Source organism: Uliginosibacterium gangwonense DSM 18521 (assembly GCF_000373965.1).
In the GTDB taxonomy this organism is placed as follows: Bacteria; Pseudomonadota; Gammaproteobacteria; order Burkholderiales; family Rhodocyclaceae; genus Uliginosibacterium; species Uliginosibacterium gangwonense.
In genome coordinates this window covers 370,759-387,001 of sequence record NZ_KB892835.1, presented here as the reverse complement: position 1 = coordinate 387,001, position 16,243 = coordinate 370,759, and the positions used below count along the sequence as shown (strand labels likewise).

Here is a 16,243-nt window from a genome sequence, read left to right as displayed (position 1 = left end):
CGCCCCACAATCGGGATATATTCAGGCAGCCACAGGCCTGCGGGCCTCCCTGAGCATACCAATCAGGATCAGGATGGCAGTCACCCAGTACACCAACACATGCATGCCGGTCGGCTGGGCATCGTAGCCAGCCAGGGCATGTAGCACGCTTCCCAATACCGAGTCCTGGCCGATCCATGCGGAAGAATCCCACAGCGGATCAGCCAAGGCAGGCAGATATCCGGCCTGGATCAACAGCCGGGCTGCCTGCCCAGCCATACCGGCAGCCAGAAACAGGATCAGCGCGGAAGTCACACCAAAGAACCAGCGCATGGGAATCCGCAACAAGCCCGCATACAAGGTAGCCCCCAGTACAACCCCCGCAGCTAACCCGAGCAGGCCGCCCATCAGCATCCCCATGGCGGAAACGCCGCCTTGGGCAAAAATGCCGTACAGGAAGAGCGCTACCTCGGAACCTTCCCGCAATACGGCCATGGAGATGACCACCAGCAGTACCGTAATGGGTTCGGCACCACTACTGACGGCTTGCCCGGTCTGGCGGGCCATACTTGCCAACTCACGGCCATGCGCAGCCATCCAGATGTTGTGCCAAGCCAACATGGCCACCGCCACGCACAGCACGCCTGCGTTGAATACCTCCTGCCCCATGCCGCTGGCCAGATTGGCGATGAAACCAGTCAAGGCGGCTACCACGCAGGCCCCGCCCACGCCGAGCAGGATTCCGCTGCCGATCCACATCCCGCGCCGGGGCAAACCGCGCGTGGCTGCCGCAATGATGCCGATGATCAGTGCCGCTTCCAGCACTTCACGAAACACGATGATGGCTGCACCCAGCATGGCTTACTCCGCAATCAGCACGCCTTGTGCAGTTTTTTCGTTGAACTCGCCATAAAAGCTGTATTGCCCTGGCTTGAGTGGCCCCACCATCACCACGCCCTTGCTCTTGCCGGGGATTACTTTCTCGGCCCTCAGCTTCTGGCTTTCAAACTCTTCCGGGGTGGCGTCCCGGTTATCCACCACGATGCGAATCTTCTGCCCGGCCGCCACCCGTAGCTCGGCAGGCACAAAGCGGTGATTTTCGATCACTAGGCTCACGTCCTGGTCGGCAAAGGCCTGAGCAGCAGCACACATGGCAAGGGCGGCACACAACAGTCTGAACATCTGGATTCTCCGTTATACGAAAACCTTGGGGATGTCCAAATGTAATTGCGAATGGTTCTCATTGTCAATTGTGTTGACATAAATTCTCAAATGAGAATAATTCGCAATAATGATTTTTTACAACAACACTCGATAGAGAGATTCCATGCGCTTTTCCTCCGAACTCTTCAGCAATGCACCCTCCCGCCTGATTTCTGCACTGGCCACGGGGGCCGTCGTCAGTAGTGCAGCGGTGGCCGCCGAACCCACCGCCAGCACTGCCGAGGCGGACAAGACACTGCAACCAGTCGTGGTGCAAGGTGAGCGCGATGGGGCGCGCCCCGAGCGCAGCTACAAAACCGAGACGACCACCATCGGCAAGCAGACACAGGCACCGAAGGACATTCCGCAATCCATCACCATCGTGCCGGAAAAGCTGATTGCAGACCGCAAGGAGGACAGCCTGAAATCCGCCCTGCAAAACGTGGCCGGATTGACCTTCAACGCTGGTGAAGGCGGGCGCATTGGCGACAACATCAACCTGCGGGGCTATGTGGCGTATGGCGACCTGTACCAAGATGGCATGCGCGATATCGCCCAGTACAACCGCGAAGTCTTTAATCTGGAACGCATAGAGGTACTCCGGGGAGCGGCCTCCATGCTGTTCGGGCGCGGCTCCACGGGCGGGGTGATCAACCAGGTGAGCAAATCCCCTTTCCTCGCTGATGAAACCGTGCTCAATGCCACAGTAGGCAACAACGATTATTTGCGCACCACGGCGGACATCAACCAGGTGATTGGTGAAACAACAGCCATTCGGCTCAACACCATGACCACCAATTCGGCAGGCGACCCGGACGGCGCTGACAGCAAACGCTATGGCTTTGCGCCGACGCTGCGCACCGGCATCGGCACCAACAACGAATTTGAAGTGGGCTACTACCACCTCAATTATGACGACACACCGAATTATGGTTTCGGCTGGGCCGGTGGCCGCCCGGTCGACAGCGCGGCAGATCACTTCTACGGCTTGGACAGTGACTTCCAACGGGACTCTGCTGATGTACTGACCACCAAATACACGCACCGCTTCAGCAACAAAACGCAACTGACCTCAACGCTGCGCTACGGTGAATACAAGCGCGATCTATGGGCCACTACCGCACGCCCGATCAGCACGCTCAACGTCACCGACAGCAGCACCTTCACCCGTGGCAGTCAACGTCGCGGCGGGGAGGAGCACCACTTGTTCAACCAGACCGATCTCACCACACGCTTTGATGCTTTCGGCATGAAGCACGAAGCCTTGGTCGGCACAGAGCTGGCGCGTGAAGATTCCGAACGCTGGGGCTACGCAGGCACCCCTGCCAAGAGCGGTGGCACGGTAGGCAACCCGGAAGCCACCAGCAACCAGTCCATCGCCGCGACTGGCATGCGAACGGGATTCTCCTATTTCACGGCATCCACCCTCGGGCTGTATGGGCAGGACATGATCGAATTCCTGCCCCGCTGGAAGCTTCTGCTTGGCGCCCGTTGGGACCGTTTCTCCGGAGACTACAGCTCTGGCGCAGATAGCACCGCTGCCCGCTTCCAGCGCAAGGACTATCTGTGGAGCTACCGTACCGGCCTGATCCGCGAACTGACCGACAACCTGAACGTGTACGCAGCCTATGGCAGCTCATTCAATACTTCCGGCGACCTGTATCAATATGACAGCTCCAGCGCCAAAACCAAACCGGAGCAAAGCCGCAACATCGAACTCGGAACTAAGTCTGAATGGCTGGACGGCAAGCTCTCGACGCGGTTTGCGCTATTCCGCACGGAAAAGTACAACGAGCGCAGCACCGATACAGAAACAGCCGCCGGGGAATATCTGCTCTCAGGCAAACGGCATACCGATGGGTATGAAATTGAAATCAACGGGGAACTGACCAAGAACTGGGACGTGTTCTTCAACGTTGCCCACATGTGGTCAAACATTGATAAGGCCGGTTCAGCCGCTACAGCAGCCGCCACGGTTGGCCGCCCATCCGCCAACACGCCAACCAACTCCGGCAGCCTGTGGACCACTTACCGCTTCATGCCGAACTGGACCGTCGGCGCAGGGGCAGACGGGCAAAGCAAGCGCAACCCTTCGCACAACTCCAGCAACTGGGCACCGGGTTATGTCAAATATGACGCCATGCTCAAGTACGAGCAACCCCGGTACAGCGTGCAGTTGAATGTCATCAACCTGTTCGACCGCATCTATTGGCAATCGGTCTACAACGGCCATGCAGTGGCCGGTGCCCGCCGCACCGTTCAGCTGACCACCGAGTTGCGCCTGTAAATCCTGCATCTGGCGGGTCTGCCAGCAGGTAGACCCGCATACCCAGCCAAATGATTTTCAATAGCCAGCCAGAAAACCAACCATGTTGATCCAAGCCCAAGGGGTGTTGCGCCCCGACGAACTCCAATGCCTGCGCACCTTGCTGGACGCAGCAGACTGGGCCGATGGCCGCATCACCGCAGGCACCCAATCGGCTCAGGTCAAACGCAACCAGCAGTTGCCGGAAAGTGCGCCACAGATTGTAGAAGCCCGCGCGATTGTGCGCGCAGCACTCGCCCGGCATCCTGTATTCTTCTCTGCCGCACTGCCCAAGGAAATCTATCCGCCGCTCTTCAACCGCTATGAAGGCGGGCAGCACTTTGGCAACCACGTCGACAATTCCGTGCGTCTGCTGCCGGACGGTAGTCGCCACATGCGCACAGACGTCTCCGCTACGCTATTTCTGGCAGAACCGGATGAATATGACGGCGGCGAATTGGTGATTGATGATACCTACGGTGAGCATCGCGTCAAGCTTGCTGCAGGTGACATGGTGGTGTATCCCTCCACCAGCCTGCATCGCGTAGAGCCTGTCACCCGTGGGGCACGTGTGGCCTGCTTCATGTGGATTCAAAGCATGATTCGTGAAGACGCCAAGCGCAGCCTGCTGTTTGACATGGATGTATCCATTGCCACCTTACGCCAAAAGCATGGCGAAGAGGAAGCACTGGTGGGGCTGACTTCGGCTTACCACAACCTGTTGCGGATGTGGGCAGAAGTATGAACCCGACCCTGCCAGCCATCTCTTCAGCACCCGAGCGCCTCACAGGCGCCACCGTCGTATTGGCACTGCATGTGGTCGCAGGGCTAGGGCTTGCGGCGCTGGCGCACAAGCAGATCAGCCAGATTACGCCCCAACCCATCCGCATAGAGATGGTCAGCGCCGCGCAGGAAGAAGCGCCAACGCCTCCGGCAACACCTGCAGTTCCACTCAAGCCCACCCCTGCTGCCGTCGCACCACGCCCGGTACAGCGCACCAGCACGCCTGCGCTGATCCAGACTGAAACACCGGCCCCGGCCAATACCACCGCCTTCACGGCGCCCGCCCCCTCACCGGAGCCCCCTGCTGCGGTGCAGCCGGAAACACCGGCCCCTGCAGCCCCAGCCAAGGCTGCCGCGAGCGGTGCGGAAAGCGCCCAGGCGCCACGCTTTGACGCAGACTATCTGCATAACCCGGCCCCGGCCTACCCGCGTACTTCACGTGATCTGGGCGAAGAGGGGCGTGTGCTGCTGCGCGTGCAGGTCAGCGAAGAAGGGCGCGCGCTGCAGGTACTGGTTGATGCCAGCAGCGGCTATTCTCGCCTGGATCGTGCCGCCCGTGAGGCCGTGGCGCAGTGGCGCTTCGTGCCTGCCCGGCAAGGGCAGCAGGCGGTGTCTGGCTGGGTCAAGGTCCCCATCGTCTTTGAGCTGAAATCCTGAATATTGGGAAAGCATTCCCAGACCATACTCTTCTACATTCGATAGGAAAGAATCCACCATGCAAACTGAATCACTGGGCTTTACCCACTTTCTGGGGCAGGCCGATGGCCTTGGCAAAACACTGTTCGTCATCCTGATCGTGATGTCATTGACATCCTGGTACTTCATCGTCACCAAGCTCATCACCCACCTGCGCCTGCGTCGTGCCTCCGGACATTTTGTAGATTTGTTCTGGAATGCCAGCTCGCTGGACGAAGTGCGCAACGAGATCAACACCCACGGCGCCAACGAGCCGTTTGCCCACCTCACCAGCCACGCATTGTTTGCCCGAGAACATCATCAGCGCACGGGTGGCGGCAAGCTGGGGGAAGCCGGTTCGCTAGCCGAGTTCCTGACCCGTGGCATGCGCAAGGTGATTGATGAGGAAACCGCACGCCTGGAGAACGGCCTAACCCTGTTGGCAACCGTGGGCGCCACCGCCCCCTTCGTGGGCCTGCTAGGCACGGTCTGGGGCGTTTACGGTGCCCTGGTTTCGATTGGCATGAGTGGCGCAGGCACGCTGGATAAAGTGGCAGGCCCGGTGGGCGAAGCGCTGATCATGACTGGCCTGGGCCTCGCAGTCGCCCTGCCTGCCGTGGTGGCCTACAACAGTTTTACCCGCAGCAACCGCCTGACGCTCGCCCGCCTGGACGCGTTTGCCCACGACCTGTTCGCCTACCTTACCACCGGCGCGCAAGTCAGCCAGCAAGGCAGCAAGCTGCATAGCCTGCAAGGAGCAGCATAATGGCTTTCGGTGGATTCTCCAAAGAGGCCAATACGGCGCCCATGGCCGAAATCAACATGGTGCCCATGATCGATGTGATGCTGGTGCTGCTGGTGATCTTCATCCTCACCGCGCCACTGCTCACGCATGCGGTCAAGGTCGATCTGCCGCAAACCAGCAGCAGTGAGAACCGCACTCAGGCCGAACGCATCGAAATCGCACTGACGCCGGACTCGGGCATCTTCTGGAATGGCGAGAAGCTGGATATGGACGGCCTGGATCAACGCCTGCAGGCAGCCGGTGCCGCCATCAAGGATCCGGCCTCGGCCCCGGAGATCAACCTGCGTGCGGATAAAACCACCCCGTATGACGCGGTTGCCAAGGTGCTGGCTGCGGCATCCCGCGCACATCTGGGCAAAATCGCGTTTGTGAGCGAGCCTGCCAAATAGCAGCATACCTCAAGGTGCTTCAGGCCCAAGGGGGCCTGGAGCCCCCACCCAAGCCAGGCATCCTCCGGGCAGCGCTTGCAAGACGGTTTGCCGGGGTAGACACTGCACAGACACTTCATCGCCCACGATTAACCACATGAATAGTATTGGATTAATCATCAATAGCAACTGCCTATCAAAACAAGAACCGTATTTAATTAGATCAATCGCAGCGATCTCGATACGATAGCTTCATTCCACTGAACGACACACGGTTCGACAAGTGGAGAACCCTGAACCTCAATATCGGAGATCACAAAATGTCCATCATCAATTCTGAAGTCAAGCCCTTCAAGGCCACCGCTTTCCACGCTGGCAAGTTTATCGAAGTGTCCGACGCCGATCTGCGCGGCAAGTGGTCGGTCGTGTTCTTCTACCCGGCTGACTTCACTTTCGTCTGCCCGACCGAACTGGGCGATCTGGCGGATCTGTACGCTGACTTCAAGAAGATTGGTGTCGAAATCTACTCCGTTTCCACCGACACCCACTTCACCCACAAGGCTTGGCACGACACCTCCGACACCATCAAGAACATTGAATACCCGATGGTGGGCGACCCGACCGGCACCATCACCCGCAACTTCGGCGTGATGATTGAAGAAGCTGGTCTGGCTGACCGTGGCACCTTCGTCATCGACCCGCAGGGCAAGATCCAGATCGTTGAAATCAACGCCGGTGGTGTGGGTCGTGACGCTCAGGAACTGCTGCGCAAGATCAAGGCCGCCCAATACGTGGCCAGCCACCCGGGCGAAGTCTGCCCCGCCAAGTGGAAGGAAGGCGATGCCACCCTGGCCCCGTCTCTGGACCTGGTCGGCAAGATCTGATTCTGATTCCAAGCGGAACACGCTTCCCTTGTAGTAAAACTGGCCAACCCGCCCAGGCACAATTCCCCCGCTCATGCCTGGGCGGGTGCGGTCAGCCCAAATCATAAAAAAAGCATCCCCAATCCCAACACTCAACCGCACCGCCTGCGCACTATGACGCGGGAATTTACAACAGAGTTAATAGAAAAGAGCTGATCATGTTGGACGCCGCCCTCAAAACCCAGTTGCAAGGCTACCTTACACGTCTGCAACAGCCCATCGAACTCCTCGCAAGCCTCGACGACAGCGCCAAGTCGCATGAAATGCGTGAGCTGCTTGAGGAAATCGTTGCCCTGTCTGACAAGATCAGCCTGCAAGACGAAAACAATGCCACCGCCCGCAAGCCCTCTTTCGTGGTGCGGCGTGTCGGCTCCGACATGGGCATTCGCTTTGCGGGCCTGCCGCTGGGCCATGAATTCACTTCACTGGTACTAGCCTTGTTGCAGGCAGGCGGCCACCCGCCCAAGGTGGATGCCGAAGTCATCGAGCAGATCAAGGCGCTGCCCGGCAAGTTCGAGTTTGAAACCTTCATCTCGCTGACCTGCCACAACTGCCCGGACGTAGTGCAGGCGCTGAACCTGATGGCGGTACTCAACCCGAATATCCGCCACACCATGATCGACGGCGCTTTGTTTCAGGACGAAGTCAATGCCCGCCAGATCATGGGTGTGCCCTCGGTGTATCTGAATGGCGAAGCCTTCGGCCAAGGCCGCATGACGCTCGAAGAAATCCTCGCCAAGATCGATACCGGTGCTGCGGATCGTGAAGTGGCCAAACTGGCCGACAAGGAAGCTTTCGACGTACTCGTCGTCGGTGGTGGCCCGGCGGGTTCCTCTGCCGCCATCTATGCCGCACGCAAGGGCATCAAGACCGGCGTGGTAGCAGAACGTTTTGGTGGGCAGGTACTGGATACCGTTGGCATTGAGAACTTTATCTCGGTGAAGGAAACCGAAGGCCCGAAGCTTGCCATCGCGCTGGAGCAACACGTCAAGGCGTATGATGTCGACATCATGAATCTGCAGCGGGCACAGGCGCTGGTCCCCGGCGATGTGATCGAAGTCAAACTCGCCAATGGCGCCAGCCTGCGCAGCAAGACGGTGATTCTGGCAACCGGAGCACGCTGGCGTGAAATGAATGTGCCGGGCGAGCGTGAATTCCGCGGCAAGGGTGTGGCCTACTGCCCGCACTGCGACGGCCCCTTGTTCAAGGGCAAGCGCGTAGCGGTGATCGGCGGGGGCAACTCCGGCGTTGAGGCGGCGATTGATCTGGCTGGGATCGTGGCGCATGTCACCTTGCTGGAATTCGATAGCAAGCTGCGCGCGGATGCGGTGCTGCAAAAGAAGCTCAACAGCCTGCCTAATGTCACGGTCATCACCTCAGCCCAATCGACCGAAGTGACGGGTACCGATAAGGTGGGCGGCCTGCTCTACAAAGATCGCAACAGCGGTGAGACGCATCGTATCGATCTGGAAGGCATCTTCGTGCAGATCGGGCTGGTACCGAACACCGACTGGCTCAAGGGGACGATTGCCCTGAGCCCGCGTGGCGAGATCGAAGTCGACACGCGTGGTCAAACCTCGGTACCGGGCGTATTCGCTGCGGGGGATGCGACCACGGTGCCCTTCAAGCAGATCATCATTGCGATGGGTGAAGGCGCGAAGGCTTCACTCGGCGCTTTCGATCACTTGATCCGTCATTCGGTCTGATTGGCGAGCGTCAAGCGTGAAGAAAAAGGCATCGCAAGATGCCTTTTTCTTTTCAGACCACATACTCAGAATGAATTGCCCGTAGAAAGATGAAACCGCTGTACCGCCTGCCGCAACCCTTCTGCTTCGGCGCTCAGTTGGCGGATGTTGTCGGTCGTCTCACCAATCTGGCTGGCGCTTCGTCCAGCAATTTCATCAACGCTCATCACATGCTCATTCATCGCGGTAGTTTCGCGTGAATGCTCTTCGGTAGCCGAGGCAATCCCTTCGAGCATACGGCTGATGTCCTGCACAGCCTCTTCAATGCTGCGCAGGCTCTCCATCGCCTGCACACCCTGCTGGTGGCTGAAATCGACGCCATTTGCCGCAACGCTCATAGCCGTCTGCATATCCTTGCAACTGGCCCCCACCTGCTGCAGCAGATGATCGATCTTGCCCGTCGACACAGTGGTGTTCTCTGACAGGGCGCGGACTTCATCGGCCACCACGGCAAAGCCTCGCCCATGTTCACCGGCACGGGCGGCCTCAATGGCGGCGTTAAGTGCAAGCAGATTGGTCTGGCTAGCGACATTCTTGATCAGCCCGCTGACGCCACCAATCTGCTGCACAACATCCAGCAGGTGGGCCAGTTTGTCCTGCGCCTGGGTCACGGAAGCCTGCAAGTGCGCAAGGCGTTGCGCGGATTCCTGCCCAAGTTCAGCCGCTGCAGTCGCCAGATCGCGGGCACGCGAGGATAGCTGAGCCGCTTCGCCCGCCGAGCTTGCGATCACCTCTGTGGCGCCATTCATTTCAGCCACTGACGTGCTAATCTGGCGAATCTCTCCTGTTTGCTGGCCGACATTTGCCTGCACGACATTAGCATGTTCATGGATGGCATTGGCCAGTTCGGTGGTGCGGTCTGCACTCTGTGATACGGCTTTCACCATGTTCTCCAGTGCCTGGATGGCCTGATTGGTGTTGCGCGCCAAGTCACCGATTTCGTCATGAAACTGCTCGGGCAGGCGCTGTGACAGATCTCCTTCAGCCAGCCGCCGGGTGCAGGTTTCATACTCTTTCAGGCGTTTTTTCAGGCGTGCCCCAAAGCGCTGCTGAAAGAGCAACATCACCCCACCCGCAAGTAGCAACGGCCAAAGCACCGACCATAGGATATTTTGCAATTGGTGCTCGATACGCGCACGCTCTTCAGCCACATGAGTCTGGCGTGACTGGATCAGCCGATCCACCTCACCGGCCAGCGGCTTGATGTACATGTCATGAATTCGTTCCGGGATGCTCAACGCATCATTCGGGGAAGTGGCAAATATCTTCAGCGCGCTGGCATAATTCTTGTGGTATTCGCTCCAGTTGCCTGCAATCTGCGGTTCGGCTCGCTTGCGTTCATCGGCGGGGAGTTCTTTGGCAAGGCCGTCCCAGCGTCCGCGTACCAGTTTGTCGTGCGCGGCCAGTTGCTGTTCGGCGTCAGCCGCCAACAGGTCGGCTCGTGACTGCTCCAGTGCGGCGGCTTTAATCTCGGTAAGCTGGTAGAGCACGGCTTCATCGCCGCTGACCAAAAAGAAGCCTGTCCGCAATTGCGCCAGGCGCACGCTGCACAACACGATTGCGCATGTCAGCGCCAACCCGTTGAGCAGGGCCAAGAAAAACAACTGTCTGGAAATCCGCATGAAGCCTGTTACCCATAAACGAAAGAACTAGGCGATTAGCGGCAGAGCACACTGGGGCTTGAGCGGAATTTTATGAATCTTTCTTTACACAACAATGACTTAACACACAACAATTACAACTTTATGAATAAAAACGGCGCCAGCAGGCGCCATTTATGACCTAGCTTAAAAACAACTCAGATCAGCGAACGCTAGTGCGAATCCGCTGCACTGCGTCATCCAGACCTTGCTTGGGCGGCTTCTTGTCGTCGAACACCTGTTCGATTTCTTCCGCCAGAATGCGACGCACCCCAACCTTGTGGGTAAATGCAGTCGCGGCAGGCGAAGGCTTGTTGCTCAGTTCAGCCAGCGCCACGCGGGTCGCAGCGGTTTCGTTGCGCAGCAAGGCACTGTCGGTCGCAGCCAGACTGCCCGCCTTGTTCAAAGGCAGGTAGCCTGCATTGACTTGCCACTCAACCTGGCTATCCGGCTGGAGCCAGAACTGGATGAAGTGGGCAATCAGGCGGTACTCGGCAGCACTCTTGCCATTGGCCACCCACAGGGCCGGGCCATCGGCCACGGTGCGGGCGGGGGCGCCATAAGCGTCGTCATGGTAGGGGTAGGAGGTCACACCCACCTGGAAGGAAGCCTGACGTACCAGGCTGGGGTAGGCGCCAGAGGGGGCGATCATCGCGCCACATTCGCCCGCAGCAAAGTGGGCTTCAGCCTCGTTGCCACGCCCGTAGTAGTACAGGAAGCCCGCCTTGCGCCAGCTCGCCATCATGGCCATGTGCTTGATTTGCACCAGACCATTGCCTGCAAATTGCTCGCTCTTCCCGCCGGTGGTCAAGGGCTGGTTGTTCCACAGCGAGGCATTCTCGTAGAGGTTGAACACCGGTTGCGACACGGTTATGGGGCAGCGCACACCCTGGGTGTAGAAGCGGCCCAGTACGTTGATCCAGGCGCTCCAGGTGCGCGGCACATCGGCTTCATTCACGCCCAGCTTGGTCAGCAGATCCTTGTTATAGAACAGCACCGGGGAGGACAAGGCGATCGGCAGCGCTTGCAGCCGATTGCTGGAATCCACAACCGAAGGCACCATGTACTTGGAGGGGGCGCCTGCCAGCGGCACCTTTGCGTCCTTCATCACCTGCCACAGGGGCTTGAAACGGCTCTTGTTGTCTAGGAAGAGGTCTTCGTCCTGCTCCGACACAATGGTCATGTGCGGCAGACTACCTTGGCCCCAGGGGCGCGTGGACACCACGATCTTGCCTTCCGTGCTCTGAGCGTTGAAACGCTCGATGAGCTTGCGCAGCTGCGCATCCTTGTCTTCGCCCAACTGGTGGTCAAGCTCAACCTCGATATTCCCAATGGCAGCAGGCGCTGCCGCTGTAGCCTGCTTGGGCGCGGCGGCCTTGCGGGCCTGCGCAGTCGGCATGCCCAAACCCAGCAGCACTGCACTGGTGCATGCCAGGACACGGAAAGCAAAATGACGGTCCATCAACGAACTCCTGAAATGAGTGTTACGCATAGGCCGTTATTATCCCGAAAAGTAAAGGCAGGCGATCTACTTTCCGGCCAACGGTTCAAGTCCTGCCTCCGGGTGACGTTATTTCCAGTAGCAAATTGTTGGGTCACCTGTCATGAAACTCTGCTCCCTGAGCCTCATCGTTCTGCTTGCCAGCCTCTCCGCCTGTGATCTGCTGGGGATTCCCGATCCAGCCAAGGAGGCCGAACGCAAGGATGCCGAGGGCAAAGCCATCGGCGGCGCCTGTCGCCATGCCGGTCGGGCACTGGAAGACTGCTTCGCGCTCAATCCAACCGCGCCCAAGGCCTCGGTTTTTGCGGGCTGGAAAGACATGAACGACTACATGGCTCAGAACAAGATCGATATCGTCAAACCGGAAATCACCAAAGGGGCTTCTCAAGCAAGCCCAAAAGAGGAGGCCGCCGCCCCGGATGGTGAGGCGGACACGGATGCTTCAGCGGCCAAGGCTGCGCCTTCCCGTAAAAAAGGAAGCAAACCAGGCACTGAGAAGTAAGCTCGACTGGTCATGCAGGTGGATTCCGCTCGCCCACGCTTTGGGCTACTATCGCGCCCTTCCCGCTGCAATCCCTATTGACCATGACTGCTACCGCCAAAGGCTATCTACTGCTGTGCCGCCCCGGCTTTGAGAACGAGTGCGCCGCCGAAGCGGATGCCTTCGCCCAGAGCGCTGGGATTCCCGGCTTTGCCCGCACCGAAGCCAACAGTGGCATCGTGCATTACGTCTTCCACGAAGTGTGCGATTGGCAACTGGCTGCCGAAGCGGCGCCTTTCACACGCTGGGTGTTCCCGCGCCAGCGCAGCATCTGGGTGGAACGCCTCAAGGATCTGCCGCCAGAAGATCGCGCCACCCCGCTGGTAGCGGCCATTGTCGCACTGGGGCAAAACGTGGGCCGCATCATTGCTGAAACGGCGGATACCAATGATGCCAAGGAGTTGGGCGGTTTCCTCAAGCGCTTTATCCCGCACATTGAGCGGGCCTTGCAGGCCAAGCACATCCTCCGCCCGAAAAAGGATGATCTGCCCAGCCTGCATCTGCTTTTCAAGGATTCCAGCCAGGTTGACCTGGGCCTTTCTGTGGCGGGCGACTCTTCACCCTGGCCGATGGGGATTGTACGGCTGCGCATGCCACGCAACGCGCCCAGCCGCTCCACCTTGAAGCTGGCGGAAGCCTTTGAAGTGTTGATGACCGAAGAGGAACGCAAGAACAGCCTGCGCGCGGGGTTGCATGCGGTCGACCTGGGCGCTTCGCCCGGTGGCTGGAGCTTCCAGTTCGCCGAACGCGGACTGCATGTGTCGGCAATTGATAATGGTCCCCTGGCAGATTCGCTGCTCGCCACGGGGATGGTCGAACATTTCCAGGCCGACGGTTTCACCTGGCGCTCAAATCGCAAGAGCGTGGAATGGCTGGTTTGCGACATGGTCGAGCAACCCACCCGCATTGCCCAGTTGGTGGCGGACTGGACGGCCTCGGGGCGGGCGCGGCGTTGTATTTTCAACCTCAAGTTGCCGATGAAGAAACGCTTTGAGGAACTCAAGCGCTGCCGCCAGATCATCGACGCCCGCTTCAAACAACATGGCGACAGCTATGTGTTGCGCGTCAAGCACCTGTATCACGACCGTGAAGAAGTGACGGCCTATCTGGCACGGAGCTAGGGCTGTTCATCTTTACCCGACGGTTGCGCCGGGCAAATGTGAGCAGGCCCTAGACCATGATCAGCAAGTCTGCAAAACCAAATCAGACCCCTCGTGTCAATAGCGGTTATAATGTACTGTTTTCTTTCATAAAAACTTCGCATTTTCTTGCGAAGACTTGCCTATACACATGAGCTTTGCCGAACTAGGTCTGATTCCTGAACTCCTGCGTGCCGTGGACGAGGCAGGCTATACCGAGCCTACGCCGATCCAGCAGCAAGCGATCCCTGTCGTTCTGGCGGGCCACGATATGATGGGGGGCGCCCAGACGGGGACCGGCAAAACTGCAAGCTTCACCCTGCCCCTGCTGCAAAGGTTGGCTCCGCACGCCAGCGCCAGCACCTCGCCCGCCCGCCATCCGGTACGCGCCCTGATCCTGGCGCCCACCCGTGAGCTGGCGGTGCAGGTGCAGGAATCGGTGCAGACCTATAGCAAGTATCTGCCGCTGCGTTCAACCTGCATCTACGGCGGGGTGGACATGAACAGCCAGATCGCCGAACTGCGCCGTGGTATCGAGATTGTGGTCGCCACACCGGGCCGTCTGCTGGACCATGTGCAGCAAAAAACCATCCAGCTTGGCAATGTTGAATTCCTGATCTTGGACGAAGCCGACCGCATGCTGGACATGGGGTTCATCCCGGATATACGCCGCATCATCGGCTTGCTGCCACAACGCCGCCAGAGCCTGCTGTTCTCGGCGACCTTCTCGGAAGAAATCAAGAAGCTGGCAGACACCATGTTGCGCACGCCGCAACTGATCGAAGTAGCCCGCCGCAATACGGTGTCGGAAACCATCACCCACGTGGTGCACCCGGTTTCCACCCATGCCAAGCGTGAATTACTGGCCGATCTGCTCAAGAACGATGCAGGCAGCGCTGGGCAGACCCTGGTTTTTGTAGCCACCAAATTCGGCTGCGCCCGGCTCTCCCGCTTTCTGGAACGTGAAGGCATCCTGGCCGACGCCATCCATGGTGACAAAAACCAGCAGCAGCGTACCGAGGCACTGGAGCGCTTCAAGACCGGGGCAATCCGCGTGCTGGTGGCCACCGATGTGGCGGCTCGCGGCCTGGACATCGACGACCTGCCGCATGTGGTGAATTTTGAATTGCCCTCCACGCCGGAAGACTACGTGCACCGTATCGGCCGCACCGGGCGTGCCGGCAAGCTGGGCAAGGCGGTATCGCTGGTGGCGCCCGAGGAGCAACCCAAGCTTGGCGCCATTGAGCGCCTGATCAAGCTGAAGATCACCCAGCAGGAAATCCCCGGCTTTGGCGCCCATGCCACAGAAGAGGAGATGGAGGCCCGCACACGCCAGCGCCATCGTGCACCCAAGCCGCAGCGAGCCGTATCGCACACGGCGGCCGATGGATTTGATTTCAACCGCCCCTATACCCCACAATCTGGCCCAAGCAGCAAAGAGGAAGCAGCTGCGGCACTGGAAGCCAAGAAGTCGGCCAAAACCGTGCGGGCGTTCCTGCTGGGCGGCAGCGGCAAGCGTTAATCCTGCCTTCCCGTCGGCTCAGCGTGCAGCCGGGGTAACGATCCCATTGATCAGCGTGCCTGCGCGGGCGCCGTGACTCAAAAACCAGCCCTGGTTCATCTCCAAGGCGTAGCGCACAGGGCGGGCGGGGCAATGCGCCTCTTCCGTCTGGGGTTGCATGTCGGCGATGTTGATGATCTTGCCTGTCTCATCGAGAAAGGCCACCGACAGGGGCAGCAGCGTATTCTTCATCCAGAAGCAATGCACCGCCGAGCGATCAAATACGAACAGCATCCCCGCCTGGGGTGCGAGCGACTTGCGGTTCATCAGCCCGGTTTCCCGATCCTGCTCCGTGACAGCCACCTCGGCCTGGATGCGATACATCCCCACCGACAGATCAGCCACCTGTAGTCGTTCTGCCTGGGCCAGAGTGCAGACGCACAGTGCCAGACCGGCCAATAACCATTTCTTCATCGTGCTCTTCTCCGCGTCACACGTGCTGCATCGGGCGCAGGGGGCTGCACCGTTTCGGTACGCGACTGGCCGGGCTGCAAATCACCCAATGACCATTGACCAATCGACCAGCGCACCAACCTGAGGGTAGGCAGGCCGACTTTGGCCGTCATGCGCCGCACCTGACGATTTTTGCCTTCCCTGATGACAATTTTCAACCATGATGTTGGAATGGCTTTACGAAATCGGATGGGTGGCTCACGCAACCATAACCATGCGGGCTCAGCCACCTCTTCCGCCTGACATGGCAGGGTTTTGAAATCCCCCAGGTCCAGCCCTGCCTGCAAGGCCTGCAAGGCAGCCGCCTCCACGCTACCCTCCACCTGCGCATAGTAGGTTTTGGGCGCTTTGTGGCGGGGGTCCGCCAGCGCATGTTGCAGAGCGCCATCATCAGTCAGCAGGAGCAGACCTTCGCTATCGGCGTCCAGCCGCCCGGCAGCATAGACATTTTTTTCCGTAACAAATTCGGCCAGGGTGCGCTGCGCTGCCTCGCCTGTGAACTGGCTCAATACTCCAAATGGCTTGTTGAGTAGCACAAGCTTGCTCATGCCAGTTCCTTAAAAAAAGCAAATAAAAAGCCCGCCATTGGCGGGCTCCGCAGAACCGCCACAAGGGCGGCCTG

The 16,243-nt window shown here is 59.2% G+C and carries 16 protein-coding genes; 10 read left to right on the top strand and 6 right to left on the bottom strand.

Going from position 1 to position 16,243, the window contains the following annotated elements; all coding sequences use genetic code 11:
- Positions 1–21 precede the first annotated feature (21 nt).
- Together B145_RS0104620 and B145_RS0104615 are read right to left on the bottom strand one after the other, a co-directional pair.
- Positions 22–837: an FTR1 family iron permease gene (locus tag B145_RS0104620; RefSeq protein WP_018605495.1), complete on the bottom strand. Its 816-nt coding sequence runs from the start codon at positions 835–837 to the stop codon at positions 22–24.
- A gap of 3 nt (positions 838–840) precedes the next feature.
- Positions 841–1,161: a cupredoxin domain-containing protein gene (locus tag B145_RS0104615; protein WP_018605494.1), complete on the bottom strand. Its 321-nt coding sequence runs from the start codon at positions 1,159–1,161 to the stop codon at positions 841–843.
- 145 nt (positions 1,162–1,306) lie between these two features.
- On the opposite strand from B145_RS0104615, the gene B145_RS0104610 reads away from it, so the two are divergent.
- From B145_RS0104610 to ahpF, 7 genes are all read left to right on the top strand, one after another.
- On the top strand, positions 1,307–3,469 hold the full coding sequence (locus tag B145_RS0104610) for a TonB-dependent receptor (protein WP_051082535.1): 2,163 nt from the start codon (positions 1,307–1,309) through the stop codon (positions 3,467–3,469).
- Positions 3,470–3,551: 82 nt separating this feature from the next.
- Entirely contained in the window at positions 3,552–4,232 is a 681-nt protein-coding gene (locus tag B145_RS0104605; RefSeq protein ID WP_018605491.1) for a Fe2+-dependent dioxygenase, read from the top strand.
- Positions 4,229–4,927, top strand: coding sequence for an energy transducer TonB (locus tag B145_RS0104600; protein ID WP_018605490.1), 699 nt, complete (start codon positions 4,229–4,231; stop codon positions 4,925–4,927). The genes B145_RS0104605 and B145_RS0104600 overlap by 4 nt, the downstream gene beginning before the upstream one ends.
- 58 nt (positions 4,928–4,985) lie before the next feature.
- Positions 4,986–5,711, top strand: a complete 726-nt coding sequence (locus B145_RS0104595) for a MotA/TolQ/ExbB proton channel family protein (protein ID WP_018605489.1) — start codon at positions 4,986–4,988, stop codon at positions 5,709–5,711.
- Positions 5,711–6,139 carry an ExbD/TolR family protein gene (locus tag B145_RS0104590; RefSeq protein WP_018605488.1) on the top strand — a complete coding sequence of 143 codons (429 nt, stop codon included), beginning with the start codon at positions 5,711–5,713 and terminating at the stop codon, positions 6,137–6,139. Before B145_RS0104595 ends, B145_RS0104590 begins: the two co-directional genes overlap by 1 nt.
- Positions 6,140–6,438: 299 nt before the next feature.
- Positions 6,439–7,002, top strand: coding sequence for an alkyl hydroperoxide reductase subunit C (ahpC, locus tag B145_RS0104585; RefSeq protein ID WP_018605487.1), 564 nt, complete (start codon positions 6,439–6,441; stop codon positions 7,000–7,002).
- Positions 7,003–7,199: 197 nt separating this feature from the next.
- Positions 7,200–8,747, top strand: coding sequence for an alkyl hydroperoxide reductase subunit F (gene ahpF / locus B145_RS0104580; protein ID WP_018605486.1), 1,548 nt, complete (start codon positions 7,200–7,202; stop codon positions 8,745–8,747).
- A gap of 65 nt (positions 8,748–8,812) precedes the next feature.
- On the opposite strand, the gene B145_RS0104575 is transcribed toward ahpF, so the two are convergent.
- Together B145_RS0104575 and B145_RS0104570 are read right to left on the bottom strand one after the other, a co-directional pair.
- Entirely contained in the window at positions 8,813–10,408 is a 1,596-nt protein-coding gene (locus B145_RS0104575; protein WP_018605485.1) for a methyl-accepting chemotaxis protein, read from the bottom strand.
- Positions 10,409–10,589: 181 nt separating this feature from the next.
- Positions 10,590–11,888: an extracellular solute-binding protein gene (locus B145_RS0104570; protein WP_018605484.1), complete on the bottom strand. Its 1,299-nt coding sequence runs from the start codon at positions 11,886–11,888 to the stop codon at positions 10,590–10,592.
- A 142-nt stretch (positions 11,889–12,030) separates the two neighbouring features.
- On the opposite strand from B145_RS0104570, the gene B145_RS24430 reads away from it, so the two are divergent.
- The 3 genes from B145_RS24430 (at position 12,031) to B145_RS0104555 (ending at position 15,129) form a co-directional block, all read left to right on the top strand.
- Entirely contained in the window at positions 12,031–12,429 is a 399-nt protein-coding gene (locus tag B145_RS24430) for a hypothetical protein (protein WP_018605483.1), read from the top strand.
- A gap of 83 nt (positions 12,430–12,512) precedes the next feature.
- Positions 12,513–13,589 (top strand): 23S rRNA (cytidine(2498)-2'-O)-methyltransferase RlmM, encoded by a 1,077-nt coding sequence (rlmM, locus tag B145_RS0104560; protein WP_018605482.1) that lies wholly within the window; start codon positions 12,513–12,515, stop codon positions 13,587–13,589.
- Positions 13,590–13,758: 169 nt separating this feature from the next.
- Positions 13,759–15,129, top strand: coding sequence for a DEAD/DEAH box helicase (locus B145_RS0104555; RefSeq protein WP_018605481.1), 1,371 nt, complete (start codon positions 13,759–13,761; stop codon positions 15,127–15,129).
- Between the two features lie 18 nt (positions 15,130–15,147).
- Here B145_RS0104555 and B145_RS0104550 read toward each other — a convergent pair whose 3' ends face one another.
- Entirely contained in the window at positions 15,148–15,582 is a 435-nt protein-coding gene (locus B145_RS0104550; protein WP_018605480.1) for a DUF192 domain-containing protein, read from the bottom strand.
- Complete coding sequence (locus B145_RS0104545; protein WP_018605479.1) at positions 15,579–16,169, bottom strand: pseudouridine synthase; 591 nt, start codon at positions 16,167–16,169, stop codon at positions 15,579–15,581. Before B145_RS0104545 ends, B145_RS0104550 begins: the two co-directional genes overlap by 4 nt.
- Positions 16,170–16,243: the final 74 nt, after the last annotated feature.

Excerpts from the sequence above, each read along its gene's own strand:
- ahpC (WP_018605487.1), top strand. The coding sequence starts at position 6,439 with ATGTCCATCATCAATTCTGAAGTCAAGCCCTTCAAGGCCACCGCTTTC.
- B145_RS0104555 (WP_018605481.1), top strand. The coding sequence starts at position 13,759 with ATGAGCTTTGCCGAACTAGGTCTGATTCCTGAACTCCTGCGTGCCGTG.
- B145_RS24430 (WP_018605483.1), top strand. The coding sequence starts at position 12,031 with ATGAAACTCTGCTCCCTGAGCCTCATCGTTCTGCTTGCCAGCCTCTCC.
- B145_RS0104620 (WP_018605495.1), bottom strand. The coding sequence starts at position 837 with ATGCTGGGTGCAGCCATCATCGTGTTTCGTGAAGTGCTGGAAGCGGCA.
- rlmM (WP_018605482.1), top strand. The coding sequence starts at position 12,513 with ATGACTGCTACCGCCAAAGGCTATCTACTGCTGTGCCGCCCCGGCTTT.
- B145_RS0104550 (WP_018605480.1), bottom strand. The coding sequence starts at position 15,582 with ATGAAGAAATGGTTATTGGCCGGTCTGGCACTGTGCGTCTGCACTCTG.
- B145_RS0104615 (WP_018605494.1), bottom strand. The coding sequence starts at position 1,161 with ATGTTCAGACTGTTGTGTGCCGCCCTTGCCATGTGTGCTGCTGCTCAG.
- B145_RS0104605 (WP_018605491.1), top strand. The coding sequence starts at position 3,552 with ATGTTGATCCAAGCCCAAGGGGTGTTGCGCCCCGACGAACTCCAATGC.
- B145_RS0104595 (WP_018605489.1), top strand. The coding sequence starts at position 4,986 with ATGCAAACTGAATCACTGGGCTTTACCCACTTTCTGGGGCAGGCCGAT.
- B145_RS0104545 (WP_018605479.1), bottom strand. The coding sequence starts at position 16,169 with ATGAGCAAGCTTGTGCTACTCAACAAGCCATTTGGAGTATTGAGCCAG.
- B145_RS0104575 (WP_018605485.1), bottom strand. The coding sequence starts at position 10,408 with ATGCGGATTTCCAGACAGTTGTTTTTCTTGGCCCTGCTCAACGGGTTG.
- B145_RS0104570 (WP_018605484.1), bottom strand. The coding sequence starts at position 11,888 with ATGGACCGTCATTTTGCTTTCCGTGTCCTGGCATGCACCAGTGCAGTG.
- B145_RS0104600 (WP_018605490.1), top strand. The coding sequence starts at position 4,229 with ATGAACCCGACCCTGCCAGCCATCTCTTCAGCACCCGAGCGCCTCACA.
- ahpF (WP_018605486.1), top strand. The coding sequence starts at position 7,200 with ATGTTGGACGCCGCCCTCAAAACCCAGTTGCAAGGCTACCTTACACGT.
- B145_RS0104610 (WP_051082535.1), top strand. The coding sequence starts at position 1,307 with ATGCGCTTTTCCTCCGAACTCTTCAGCAATGCACCCTCCCGCCTGATT.
- B145_RS0104590 (WP_018605488.1), top strand. The coding sequence starts at position 5,711 with ATGGCTTTCGGTGGATTCTCCAAAGAGGCCAATACGGCGCCCATGGCC.